Raw genomic sequence first — 11,564 nt, forward strand, 5'->3', positions numbered from 1 at the left:
GTCTGCGCGCTCAGAAGACTCGTCTACCGATCGCCACAACAGCGTCGAGCGAGGCATCGAGCCTCGCTCGACGCTCAACCCACCCCTTGATCCCCTCCCTTGCAGGGAGGGGAGTCGCGAAGTCCTTACTCCGCCCGCGCCTTCAGGATCTTGCCCGGGTTCGCCGGCGGCTCGCCCTTGGGCAGCGCATCGATATGCTCCATGCCCTCGGTGACTTCACCCCATACGGTGTACTGGCCGTCGAGGAAGCGCGCGTCGTCGAAGCAGATGAAGAACTGGCTGTTGGCCGAATTGGGATCCATCGTCCGCGCCATCGACGCAACGCCGCGGACATGCGGCTCGCGCGAGAATTCGGCCGGAAGGTTCGGCTTGTCCGATCCGTGCATGCCGGTGCCGGTCGGATCGCCGCCCTGCGCCATGAAGCCGGGGATCACGCGATGGAACACGACGCCGTCGTAAAAGCCTTCATTGGCCAGCTCGGCGATGCGGTCGACATGCTGGGGCGCGAGATCCGGGCGCAGCTTGATGACGACATCGCCGCCATCCAGCGTCAGGGTCAATGTTTCGGGGGTGTCGGCCATCATTTTGCTCCATGAATCGGGGAATTTGCGCCTGCCCTAAACTGCTCGGTGAGTGCTGGCAAACCGCGCGGAAACCGCGTACGGCCCCCGATATGGATATGCCGGTGCCCGAAAAAAGGTCAGACGATGAGCGAGACCGATCTGGCGCCCACGGACGGCGCCACCGAACTCGATAACGTCGCGGATCAGCTGGACGAGGACGACCGGCTGAAGCCCGAATTCGTGCGTGCGGTGCTCGACGCGGTCGAGGCCGGCGACAATGACGCGGCGCACGCGCTGGTCGAGCCGCTCCACCCCGCCGACATCGCCGATCTGTTCGAGCTGGCGCCGCACGAGGATCGCGGACCGCTCGCCAAGGCGCTGACCGACCTGCTCGATGCCGATGTGTTCGCCGAGATGAACGATTATGTCCGCGAGGACCTGATCGACAGTCTCGAGCCGCAGGAAGTCGCGGAGATCGCGTCGGAACTCGATACCGACGACGCGGTCGCGATCATCGAGGACATGGAGCCGGCGGATCAGCGCGAAGTGCTCCGCGCGCTCGACCCCGACGATCGCGCCGCGATCGAGGAGGCTTTGTCCTATCCCGAGGAATCGGCCGGTCGCCTGATGCAGCGCGAGCTGATCGCGGTGCCCGAACATTGGACGGTTGGCGACGCGATCGATTATCTGCGCAGCCAGGACGAACTGACCACCGATTTCTGGGAAATCTTCGTGGTCGATCCCGGGCACAAGCCGATCGGCACCTGCTCGCTGTCGTGGATCCTGCGCGCGCCGCGCTCGGTCGCGATCGCCGATGTGATGAAGCGCGAACAGACGTTGATCCCGGTCGACATGGACCAGGAAGAAGTCGCGCTGCGCTTCCAGAAATACGCGCTGATCTCGGCCGCGGTGGTTGATGCCGCGGGGCGTCTGGTCGGCATGATCACGGTCGACGACGTCGTCCACATCATCCAGGAAGAAGCGGGCGAGGACACGCTGCGCCTGGCCGGCGCCGGCGATGGCGACATCAACGAGCCAATCGTGATGACGGTCCGGACCCGGCTGATGTGGCTGCTGATCAACCTGCCGACGGCGATGCTCGCGGCCTGGGTGGTCAGCCTGTTCGATACCGAGATCGCCAAGTTCGCGGTGCTGTCGGCGCTGATGGGGATCGTCTCCGGCATGGGCGGCAATGCCGGCACGCAGACTCTGGCGGTGGTGGTGCGCGCGATCGCGACCAACCAGCTGACCGATTCGAACACCGCGCGCATGATCTGGCGCGAATTCCGCATCGCCGTGTCGAACGGCGCGGCGCTCGGCGTGCTGATCGGGATCGGCACCTATTTCATCTTCGGGAGAGGCGATCTGGCGGCGGTGTTCGGGCTGGCGATCCTGATCAACAATATGGTTGCCGGCCTGGCCGGGGTGTTCGTGCCGGTGACGCTCGACCGCTTCCGGATCGACCCGGCGATCTCGTCCTCGGTATTCGTGACGATGTTCACCGATTGCATGGGCTTTTTCTCTTTCCTCGGCCTTGCCTTCTTGTGGGGCCTGGGCCGGTAGCCCAGATCGGCTGGATGCCGCTTCATCTGACCAAGGTCGCGTTCGGCGTGGCGAGCCTGGAGGCGTTCGTCGCGCGCTGGGCGGCGCGCGAGGGCGATCCGCCCTACGAACTCGGTACGCGCTATCTGCCCAAGCGCTGGGAAGAGATTGCCGGGCAGGGGTCGCTGTTCTGGATCCTCAAGCACCAGCTCGTCGCACGGTCGCCGATCGTCGGGTTCGGCGAGCTGCCGGGCGGGCGCACCGCGATCAGGCTCGATCCGCGCCTGGTCCTGGTCGAAGCGCGGCCCAAGCGCGCGCACCAAGGCTGGCGCTATCTCGAAGACGCGAGCGCGCCGCGCGATCTGGGCGCAGGTGGCGAAGGGGTTGGTGAACTGCCGGCCGACATGATCGGCAAACTCGCGGAACTGGGATTGCTGTAGAAGGAAATCCTAAGGCTGCGTCCCGGTGCCGCATTCGATCGGCCCGACCGATTGACCGCGCACGGTGCATTTCGGATTGCCGGTGACCGCGATCAGGCCCAGCCCCTTGTTGGTCAGGTCGGCTAAATAGCGTGCGCTTGCCCGCGTTTCGCCCGCGCCTTCGAGGATGACGACGATCTCGCCCGCGTCGAGCGCCGTCGCGGCGATCGAGCCGCCGCCATTGGTCGAGAACCGCGCCCGGGCGGTGCGCCCGGCGAGCGCGACATTGCCGTTGCCGATCACGGTGACCACGACGTCGTCGGCATCGACGCCGCGCGCGTCGATCGTCCCAGAACCGGTAACCTGCACGTCGAACCGCGTCGTACGGAGCGTGCCGGCGAGCGCCAGCTTACCGCCCCCGACCACGGCCGCGCCGCGCACCGCCGGCGTGCGCAGGGTGATCACCGGCGGCGGGCCGCTCGCTTTGCCTCGCTCGCCCCAGCCCTGGCTGCCTTTGCGGACCGTCAGCGTGCTGCCGTTGACCGAGATATCGAGGTCGCCGAGCGCCCGGTCGTCGCCCGACGCGCTGGCGGCGGCGCCGCCAGTGCCGACCTCGACCTGCACCGAATAGGGGCCGTCCACGCGGACGCGGTCGAAATTGGTGACGACATAGCTGCGGTCGGCGGCCTGCGCCGGCACAGCGAGCGCGATCAGCGCGAGGACGAGGGAGCGGCGGAGCATGGATGCGAGCATCGCACCGCCCCGCCGCCTTATGCAAGCTGCGCTATTTAGTTTCAGCAAGCTGAAACGGTTGCGGCACCGGCCCGCTCCCCCACCCGGCCTCCCAATCAGGGTATTCTATGGGAGGCCGGGCGGGGGAGCGGGCCGGCACCGTGACAGCGAAGCTGAAAAACCTAGCTGCAGCTGACGTCGCCCGATCCCATCTTGGAGGTGGTGCATTTGGCGCCACCGGTCAGGGTGACGTCGCCCGATCCCATGACATTGACGCTGGCCGTACCGTTCACCGCCGCGGTGACTCCGCCCGATCCCATGACGTTGACGCTGGCTTGGCCGAGCGAGAGCTTGGGTGCGGTGATGTCGCCCGATCCGGTGACCGAGAAGGACCCGGTCCTGGCGCTGCCGGCGGTGCCGAGGCTGCCCGACCCGGTGACCGACAGCTCGACCGCCTGGACGTTGAGCGATCCGACGGTGAGGTCGCCCGACCCTGTCGCGCTGGCCTCGAACTTCTCGCCATCGATATGGTCGACCGCCATGTCGCCCGATCCGGTAGTGCTGGCGGCGGTCATGCGCGGCATGGTGATGAAGACCTTGGCGCCCTTGCGCTCGCCGCCCCAGCTGAAGCTGTGCTCCTTGCGGCGTACCTTCAGCGTATCGCCTTCCTTCACGATTTCGAGCTTGTCGAGAATCTTGGGATCGCCCTCGGCGCGGACCGAAAATCCCGACCCGACGCGGACATCGACATCGTCGGGCCCAGCGGCATCGACGCTGGTGAAGTCGTTGACGGCGAACGTGCGATTGCCGCCGGTGCCGCTGGGAGGCGTACCTTCCGACCGGGCCGTGCCCGAACAGGCGGCGAGCGGAAGCAAGGCGAGCAGCATGTAGCGGTTCATGGGATCCTCCATTGTGTGTTGTCTTGTTAACACACCATCGGCGGGGCCGCAACGAAAAAGGGCGGCCCCGCAGGACCGCCCTCTTTTGTCAACGACTTGGTCGGGCGTTAAGCCGGAACCTTGTCCTTGTTGTGGATCGCCGCGGCCTTGCGCAGGATGTCGAGGATCTTCTCGAGCGCACCCTTTTCGTCGGTCTCTTCCATCGCCGCGAGTTCGCGGGCGAGGCGGGACGCGGCGGCCTCGAAGATCTGGCGCTCCGAATAGCTCTGCTCGGGCTGGTCGTCGGCACGGAACAGGTCGCGGACCACTTCGGCGATCGACACCAGGTCGCCCGAATTGATCTTCGCTTCATATTCCTGCGCGCGGCGCGACCACATGGTCCGCTTGACCTTGGGCTTGCCCTTGAGCGTGTCGAGCGCCTCGCGGAGCGTCTTGTCCGAGGACAGCTTGCGCATGCCGACACTCTCGGCCTTGTTGGTCGGCACGCGGAGCGTCATGCGCTCTTTCTCGAACCGGAGCACGTAAAGCTCCAGCGTCATGCCGGCGATTTCTTGTTTCAGAAGTTCAACGACACGGCCGACACCGTGCTTGGGGTAAACAACGTAATCACCGACGTCGAAGGACAGCGCCTTGGCAGCCATGTAACTTCAACCTTTCACTGGAATGTCGCCCGAATAAACGCACGACGCCCGGACATGGCGCCGGCAGGGGCTTGATTGGATGTGTGTGTCTCCACACGAGAGACTCGGAAAGGGGCTCTCGTCCTGACCTATTTAACACAGTCGTAATAAAATTACCAGCCCGGCGTCGTTTTCATACGACGGAGCCCCGACCTAGAATGGGTACGGCCCCGTCCCATTGCTGGGCGAGGCCGCTTTGATCTCGATCAACTTTGTTGGCGCGCTCAGTCGCCCTGGCCGGCTTCGGGCGAGAAATACTTGTCGTATTTGCCTTCTTCGCCCTTGTGCTCGTCGGCATCGGCGGGAGTCTGGTCGTTCTTGCGCGTGACGTTGGGCCATTGGCTGCTGAACGTGTTGTTGAGTTCGAGCCACTTTTCCAGGCCGCTCTCGGTATCGGGCAGGATCGCCTCGGCCGGGCATTCGGGTTCGCACACGCCGCAGTCGATGCATTCGCTGGGATTGATGACGAGCATGTTCTCGCCTTCATAGAAACAGTCGACCGGACACACCTCGACGCAGTCCATATATTTGCAGCGGATGCAGGCGTCGGTCACGACGTAGGTCATTTCTGGCTCCCCAGGAGTACGATTTGGGCCGTGCTATGCGCGTGTTCCGCGCCCGTCAATCAATCGCGCCTTTCTGCGAGACGTTTTCAACTTGTCGGCTTTGGTGTCGCGGCTCCGGCCCACTCCCCCACCCGACCGCCCAGACAGCGTATCTTGATGGGCGGTCGGGTGGGGGAGCGGGCCGGAGCCGCAGTCGTCAACAAGCATCCCCCGCCTGGAGATCCTGATAGCAACGCTGCGCCTCGGAAGGCGGGCCGCGCCGAATCGGCAGCGCTTCGATCCGGATGGTGCGGACGTGGCCGCGATGCGTGACGAATGTCAGGATATTGCCCAGGCGCACCGGTGCCGCGGCGCGATCGATCGGGCGACCGTCGATCCGCAGATGTCCCTCCTCGGCAAGCCGTTGCGCGAAGCTTCGCGTCTTCACGATCCGCGCGAACCACAGGAACTTGTCGAGGCGCATCGTCGGGCCGTTACTGAAAGGATGCTCAGCCATCGAGCATCCCGGCGAGCGCGGCGAAGGCGTTGTCCCTGGGCGGTGCCTTGGGCTTGGCGTTGGGCGTCAGGCCCTGCCACATCCAGCGCGGCTTGCCGTCGTCGCCTGGCCGCGCGGCGCGAAAGCCGAGCTGGGCCATCAGCCGCGCCAGCGTGTCGGGCTGGATTCCCATCGACGTCGCGAGCGCGGCGTCGGGCGCGAACGGCGCGCGTCCCTTTCGGGAATCGTGCGCCGCGCGCGCGATGCGCTCCACCATATCCATGCGTACCGCTTGCTGGCCGAGCGGGCGGAAGCCGAAGGGCAGATCGGCGCCGGGCGCGTTGCGCGGCAGCACCGTAGCACCGTCGCGCGGTCCCTCGCCGAGCCGCATCAGCATCCGCCGCCAGCGTGCGGGACCGGGCTTGAGCAAGGCAGGCGCGAATAGATCGAGCGTACCGATCGTCACCCCCATCTTGTGCAATTTCTTGCGCGCGATCGGATCGAGCGCCTCGACCTGCGCGCCGATCGCGCGGCGCGGCAACAATCCGCCGGCGTCGAGCAGCGCCCCCGCGACCGCCCGCAGCGGTGCGCCGGCGGCGGCATCGCGCAGGCAGGCATCGAGCGTGCCGAATACCGGCAAATGCCGCGCCAGCTGCGCTGCGACCCAGCGGTCGAGCCGAGCCTGCACCGCTTTGCGTACCGCCGGATCGAGCGCCTCGACCGCGCGATCCAGGAGGACGCGCGGCTGGGCGAGATTGGGACCGGCGGCCAATTCCGCCACGCCGACGCCGCGCCACTCGATCCGGGGGAAGGACAAAGCGAGCTCATCGTCGCTCGATTCCGCCAGCTGGCGGCCACGCTTCGCCAGCTCGGCGCCGAGCCTTTTCTCCGCCGCCGCGAGCAACAGCCTTTTGTCCGCATGGCGCGCGTCGGCGGCGACGGTGAAGCGGAACCCCTCGAGCGTGCCGATCGCATGATCCTCTACCAGCACCTCGCCTTCTTCGCCGATCACCACCGGCAGCGCGCCGGCATCCTTGCCGATCTGGCGCAGCAATGCGGTCGTGCGCTTGTCGACGAAGCGCTGGGTCAGTGATGCGTGGAGCGCGTCGGACAGGCGTTCCTCGACGGCTGCCGTGCGCGCGGCCCAATGCGCCGGGTCGGCCAGCCAGTCGCCGCGATGCGCGATATAGGCCCAGGTGCGGATCGCGGCGATCCGCCCGGCGATCGTCTCGACATCGCCAGTGACGTCGTCGAGCCGCGCGACCTGATCGGCGAACCAGGGCGCGGCGATATGGCCATTGCCCGTGCTCAGATCGTCGTAGAGCCGGGCGACCAGCCGCGCATGCGGATCGACCCCGAGCTTGCGGAAGTCGGGCACGCCGCATGCCGCCCATAATCGCGCGACCTGAGCCGGCGATCGCGCGCGGTCGCGGACGGCATCGTCCTCGGTCAGCCGCTTGAGCACCGCGAGATCGGTCGCGACCGGCGCCGCGCGCAGCACGCGATTGTCGGGTTTGGCTTCCAGGCTGGCGATCAGCGCGTCGACCGAGTCGTAATCGGGCTCGCCGTCGCGCCAATAGAGGAAGTCGAGCCGCGGGAAATGGTGGTGCTCGATCGCGTGCACTTCCTCGGGCGTGAACGCGCCTGGACCATCCGCAGTGAGTGCGCCAAACGTCCCGTCGCGCTGGTGGCGCCCGGCGCGCCCGGCGATCTGCGCCATTTCGCTCACCGTCAGCCGGCGCTGGCGATAGCCGTCGAACTTGGTCAGGCTGGCGAAGGCGACATGGTTGACGTCCATATTGAGGCCCATGCCGATCGCGTCGGTCGCGACGAGATAATCGACCTCGCCGGCCTGGAACATCGCGACCTGGGCGTTGCGCGTACGAGGGGACAAGGCGCCCATCACCACCGCCGCGCCACCGCGCAGACGCCGCATCATCTCGGCGACGGCATAGACTTCCTCGGCGCTGAACGCGACGACCACCGAGCGCTTGGGCAGTCGCGACAGCTTGCGCGCGCCGGCATAGGAAAGCGTCGAGAAACGCGGGCGATTGATGATCTCGGCGTCGGGAACCAGCGCCTTGACCATCGGCCGCAGCGTCTCGGAGCCCAGGATCATCGTCTCCTCGCGCCCGCGCGCGCGCAACAGGCGGTCGTTGAAGACATGGCCGCGTTCGGGATCGGCGCCGAGTTGCGCCTCGTCGAGCGCGACGAACGCCAGGTCTCTCTGGAGCGGCATGCTCTCGGCGGTGCAGAGGAACCAGCGCGCGTCGGGTGGGACGATCCGTTCCTCGCCGGTGATCAACGCGACCTGCTTGGCGCCCTTGAGCTTGACGACGCGGTCATAGACTTCGCGCGCGAGCAATCGCAGCGGGAAGCCGATCATCCCGCTCGAATGACCGCACATCCGCTCGATCGCGAGATGCGTCTTGCCGGTATTGGTAGGGCCGAGCACCGCGGTGACCGGGGACGAGAACGCACGCATGACGACCTATAGATCGTCGCGCCAGGCGACCGACGCAAGCATGACTTGGCTGAGCCATGATAGTCGCGCCCTTGTTGCGAGTCCGTAAGTAATCGCCCCTAAGGCAAGTCACCGCGGTCAAAAGTTCCCCGATTCATCGGTACTTGAAATAGTTCCGCGTCAAATGGGATTTGTCCCTCGCTCTGCACGGCTTGCCGCACGGATCGGCGCAAGAGCGGGCGGTTAAATTGACTTTAACACCCCATCGGCAGAGTGATTCGACAGCGCCGGGGGTGGATCGGCGATTACGGATCGGGATCGTTTCGTCGTGTTTCTGCGCAATGAGCATTATGAGCAATCGGGGGGAGCTGCCCCCAGCTCGGCCGGCCGCGACCTCATTCTCACCACCGACCTCTCTTTCGTCGACCGGCTGCGCGCCACGATGGCGCAGGTTGACTGGGCGCCCGATCTCGGCGCGCGGATCGGATCGCGCGACTGGTTCCGCGGGCTTGCCACCTGCACCGCGCTGATCGGCGCGTGCTGGGCGCTGTCGCCGGGCATCGGCCAGCCGCTGGTCGCCGCGTCCGCTTTGCCGCTCAAGGGCAAGGCATGGGAAAATGCCCGCGCGCAGTCGATCGCGCCGCTCGCCTTCGGCGCCGATACCGGTCAGCGCATGGCGGCGACCGATCTGGTGCGGCCGCTCGCCGAAACGCCCGATCGTCCGACCCAGGCCTTCGCTTCGGCGATGAGCGACGGCGACAGCCTGGCGGCGGTGTTGCGCCGGGCGGGCGCCGCCAAGACCGATATCGCGCGCGTGACCGATCTCGTCGCTGCGGCATTGCCACTCGACCAGATCCGCCCGGGAACGCGGTTCGAAGGCGTGCTCGGCCGCCGCGCGAAGAAGAGCGACCCGCGTCCGCTCGAACAATTGAGCTTCCAGCCGGCATTCGATTTCCGCCTGACCATCAAGCGCACCGCCAATGGCCTGACGATGGATCGCCAGGCGATCGCGGTCGACGACACGCCGCTACGCATCCAGGGCCTGGCCGGATCCAGCCTGTACAAGTCGATGCGCGCCGCCGGCGTGCCCTCGACCGTCGCCGCAGATTACATCAAGGCGATCGCGACGCGGATCTCGATCGGCGGCGATGTCGCGTCGGACGATACCTGGGACGTCATGTTATCGCAGCGCCGCGCCGCGACCGGCGAGGTCGAACTCGGCAAGATCCTGTTCGCCGGACTCGATATGGGCCGCCGCAAGGTCCAGTTGGTCAAGTGGAGCCGCAACTCCGATGACGACGAGGATGACGGCAACGGCCATGGCGATTGGTACGACGCCAGTGGCCAGACCGAGCGCCAGGGCTTCATGGGCTTGCCGGTCGCGGGGCGGATCAGCTCGTCCTTCGGCATGCGGCTGCACCCGATCCTCGGCTATTACCGGATGCATAAGGGCATCGACATTGCCTGCGCTTATGGTTCGCCAGTCTATGCGGTGTTCGACGGCACGGTGAACTGGGCCGGCTACAAGGGCGGCTATGGCAGCTTCGTCGGCATTCGTGCGCAGGGTGGCGGGGTCGGCACCGGCTATGGCCATTTGAGCCGGGTGCTGGTGCGCAACGGCCAGCATGTCCAGCGCGGCCAGATCGTCGCTTATTCCGGCAATTCGGGCCTGTCGACCGGACCGCATCTGCATTTCGAGGTCTATCGCAGCGGCCAGGTAGTCAATCCGCGCGGCTTCTCTTTCTCGAGCGTTGCCGCGCTGACCGGTGCGGCGCTACGCGCGTTCAAGTCGCACGTGTCCGAACTGCTCTCGGTCCATCCCGGGACGGCGCGCAAGTCGAGCTGAGACGGCTTGGCTGCGCCCGGGTTTGAGAGTGCGCGGAATCGCCACGCCTCCCGGGCGAAGGCAGTGGGATAGATGATTATCGCTCCATAGGCACCTGCCCGATCGCGATCATGGCGGGCGGAACCGCTAACGGGCGCCGACCGCCGCGCCGGCACACGCCTATCAATTTCCCTCCCGGGTGCGGACCCGGACGCCGTCGGCAACCTTGTCGCCCGGATACAGGATCACGCGATCGCCCGGCGCCACGCCGCGCAGCACTTGCGCCCACTCGTCGTTCATCTGTCCCAGGCCGACCGTCGTGGCCCTGGCGCGGCCATCGGCGCCGACTCGATACACCTGCCAGTCGCTGCCGCTGCGGAACAGCCCGCTCACGGGGACCCGCACCGCGTTCGGCGCGGACCAGGTTTCGATCCGCACCGTCGCGCGAAAACCATGGCCGAGGCGTGTCCAGGCGTCGGGCGAGCCGACCAGGTCGATGACGACGTTGACGCGCTGTTCCTCGACCCCGAGCGCGGAGATCTTCACGAAGCCAAAGGGCTCGACCAGGCGCACGCGCCCCTTCAACGGTGCGGTGCCGCCCCAATCCTCGATCGATACGGCGGCACCCGGCCGGACCTGGACAGCGTCGGACGAGAGCAGGTCGGTCACCATCTCGAGCTGTTGCGGGTCGCCGAGCGCCACCAGCGGCGTGCCCGCCGCGATCGGACGCTCGCTTTCCTGCGGTACGCTCAGGACGTAGCCGGACACCGGGGCGCGAACATCGACCACGCCCCGGCCGCGCGCCGTAGTGTCCGATGCGATCAGGCCGGCGCGGGCTGCTGCCACACTTTCGCGCGCAGCATGTTCGGCCTCGATCGCCGAGCGCATGCCGGCGCGAGCGCGGTCGCGCGCCGCGCGCGCCTCGTCCAACGCGGCCATCGTGGCGAACCCGCGCTGCTGCAGCGTCGTGACGCGTCCGAGTTGGCGATCGGCCAGCGCCAGAGCCGAGTTGGCTTCGTCGACCCGCGCCCGCGCCGCCTGTTGTTGCTCCTGAAGCGTTCGGATATTGGCCTGAATCTGTGCGACGGTGCGCGCGTCGAGAGGCCCCGGCGCGCTGGGCTGGATACGGGCGAGCACCGTCTTGCCGGCAATGACGCGCGCGCCAGGCTTCAGCGGCACGCGTAGCATCTCTCCGGAGATCGGCGCCGAGACCATGTAGAGGTCGCGGACGCGGGTTTCGGCGAGGTCGCTGACGGTGACCGACAGGGGGCCGCGCGTGACCTGTCCCATCTCGACCTCGACCGCCGGCGTGCGCGTTGCGACGACGATCGCGATGGCGAGCACCAGAGCGACAAGTCCGACGATCAGCCGAGGGCCGGTGATGAGCTTCTTCGCCACG

The 11,564-nt window shown here is 66.9% G+C and carries 11 protein-coding genes; 3 read left to right on the forward strand and 8 right to left on the reverse strand.

What is annotated here, in order from left to right:
• Nucleotides 1-125: 125 nt before the first annotated feature.
• Nucleotides 126-581 (reverse strand): peptidylprolyl isomerase, encoded by a 456-nt coding sequence (locus SMA01S_RS07725; RefSeq protein WP_066820223.1) that lies wholly within the window; start codon nt 579-581, stop codon nt 126-128.
• Nucleotides 582-707: 126 nt separating this feature from the next.
• Between SMA01S_RS07725 and mgtE the strand changes: the two genes are divergently transcribed.
• Together mgtE and SMA01S_RS07735 are read left to right on the forward strand one after the other, a co-directional pair.
• A complete protein-coding gene (gene mgtE, locus SMA01S_RS07730) occupies nt 708-2,126 on the forward strand; it encodes a magnesium transporter (protein ID WP_066820036.1) in 1,419 nt (472 codons plus the stop codon).
• A gap of 14 nt (nt 2,127-2,140) precedes the next feature.
• Nucleotides 2,141-2,545 carry a DUF1489 family protein gene (locus tag SMA01S_RS07735; RefSeq protein WP_066820225.1) on the forward strand — a complete coding sequence of 135 codons (405 nt, stop codon included), beginning with the start codon at nt 2,141-2,143 and terminating at the stop codon, nt 2,543-2,545.
• Between the two features lie 9 nt (nt 2,546-2,554).
• Here the strand turns inward: SMA01S_RS07735 and SMA01S_RS07740 are convergent, their stop codons facing one another.
• From SMA01S_RS07740 to SMA01S_RS07765, 6 genes are all read right to left on the reverse strand, one after another.
• Nucleotides 2,555-3,265, reverse strand: a complete 711-nt coding sequence (locus SMA01S_RS07740) for a GIN domain-containing protein (RefSeq protein ID WP_066820037.1) — start codon at nt 3,263-3,265, stop codon at nt 2,555-2,557.
• A 173-nt stretch (nt 3,266-3,438) separates the two neighbouring features.
• On the reverse strand, nt 3,439-4,155 hold the full coding sequence (locus SMA01S_RS07745) for a head GIN domain-containing protein (protein ID WP_066820227.1): 717 nt from the start codon (nt 4,153-4,155) through the stop codon (nt 3,439-3,441).
• A 107-nt stretch (nt 4,156-4,262) separates the two neighbouring features.
• Nucleotides 4,263-4,796, reverse strand: a complete 534-nt coding sequence (locus SMA01S_RS07750) for a CarD family transcriptional regulator (protein ID WP_066820039.1) — start codon at nt 4,794-4,796, stop codon at nt 4,263-4,265.
• Between the two features lie 263 nt (nt 4,797-5,059).
• A complete protein-coding gene (gene fdxA, locus SMA01S_RS07755) occupies nt 5,060-5,401 on the reverse strand; it encodes a ferredoxin FdxA (RefSeq protein WP_066820041.1) in 342 nt (113 codons plus the stop codon).
• A 196-nt stretch (nt 5,402-5,597) separates the two neighbouring features.
• The gene (locus tag SMA01S_RS07760) at nt 5,598-5,897 is read right to left on the reverse strand and encodes an RNA-binding S4 domain-containing protein (RefSeq protein ID WP_066820043.1); all 300 of its coding nucleotides are present in this window, start codon (nt 5,895-5,897) and stop codon (nt 5,598-5,600) included.
• Nucleotides 5,890-8,361: a helicase-related protein gene (locus SMA01S_RS07765; RefSeq protein WP_066820045.1), complete on the reverse strand. Its 2,472-nt coding sequence runs from the start codon at nt 8,359-8,361 to the stop codon at nt 5,890-5,892. The genes SMA01S_RS07760 and SMA01S_RS07765 overlap by 8 nt, the downstream gene beginning before the upstream one ends.
• Nucleotides 8,362-8,668: 307 nt before the next feature.
• Between SMA01S_RS07765 and SMA01S_RS07770 the strand changes: the two genes are divergently transcribed.
• The gene (locus tag SMA01S_RS07770) at nt 8,669-10,186 is read left to right on the forward strand and encodes a M23 family metallopeptidase (RefSeq protein ID WP_066820047.1); all 1,518 of its coding nucleotides are present in this window, start codon (nt 8,669-8,671) and stop codon (nt 10,184-10,186) included.
• 162 nt (nt 10,187-10,348) lie between these two features.
• Here the strand turns inward: SMA01S_RS07770 and SMA01S_RS07775 are convergent, their stop codons facing one another.
• The gene (locus SMA01S_RS07775) at nt 10,349-11,563 is read right to left on the reverse strand and encodes an efflux RND transporter periplasmic adaptor subunit (protein ID WP_066820049.1); all 1,215 of its coding nucleotides are present in this window, start codon (nt 11,561-11,563) and stop codon (nt 10,349-10,351) included.
• Between the last annotated feature and the right edge of the window lies 1 nt (nt 11,564).

It is taken from the genome of Sphingomonas mali NBRC 15500 (assembly GCF_001598415.1).
Lineage (GTDB): Bacteria > Pseudomonadota > Alphaproteobacteria > Sphingomonadales > Sphingomonadaceae > Sphingomonas > Sphingomonas mali.

What these genes read in the sequence shown, in the direction of transcription:
- SMA01S_RS07725 (WP_066820223.1), bottom strand. Translation starts at nt 581, where the DNA reads ATGGCCGACACCCCCGAAACATTGACCCTGACGCTGGATGGCGGCGAT.
- mgtE (WP_066820036.1), top strand. Translation starts at nt 708, where the DNA reads ATGAGCGAGACCGATCTGGCGCCCACGGACGGCGCCACCGAACTCGAT.
- SMA01S_RS07735 (WP_066820225.1), top strand. Translation starts at nt 2,141, where the DNA reads ATGCCGCTTCATCTGACCAAGGTCGCGTTCGGCGTGGCGAGCCTGGAG.
- SMA01S_RS07740 (WP_066820037.1), bottom strand. Translation starts at nt 3,265, where the DNA reads ATGCTCCGCCGCTCCCTCGTCCTCGCGCTGATCGCGCTCGCTGTGCCG.
- SMA01S_RS07745 (WP_066820227.1), bottom strand. Translation starts at nt 4,155, where the DNA reads ATGAACCGCTACATGCTGCTCGCCTTGCTTCCGCTCGCCGCCTGTTCG.
- SMA01S_RS07750 (WP_066820039.1), bottom strand. Translation starts at nt 4,796, where the DNA reads ATGGCTGCCAAGGCGCTGTCCTTCGACGTCGGTGATTACGTTGTTTAC.
- fdxA (WP_066820041.1), bottom strand. Translation starts at nt 5,401, where the DNA reads ATGACCTACGTCGTGACCGACGCCTGCATCCGCTGCAAATATATGGAC.
- SMA01S_RS07760 (WP_066820043.1), bottom strand. Translation starts at nt 5,897, where the DNA reads ATGGCTGAGCATCCTTTCAGTAACGGCCCGACGATGCGCCTCGACAAG.
- SMA01S_RS07765 (WP_066820045.1), bottom strand. Translation starts at nt 8,361, where the DNA reads ATGCGTGCGTTCTCGTCCCCGGTCACCGCGGTGCTCGGCCCTACCAAT.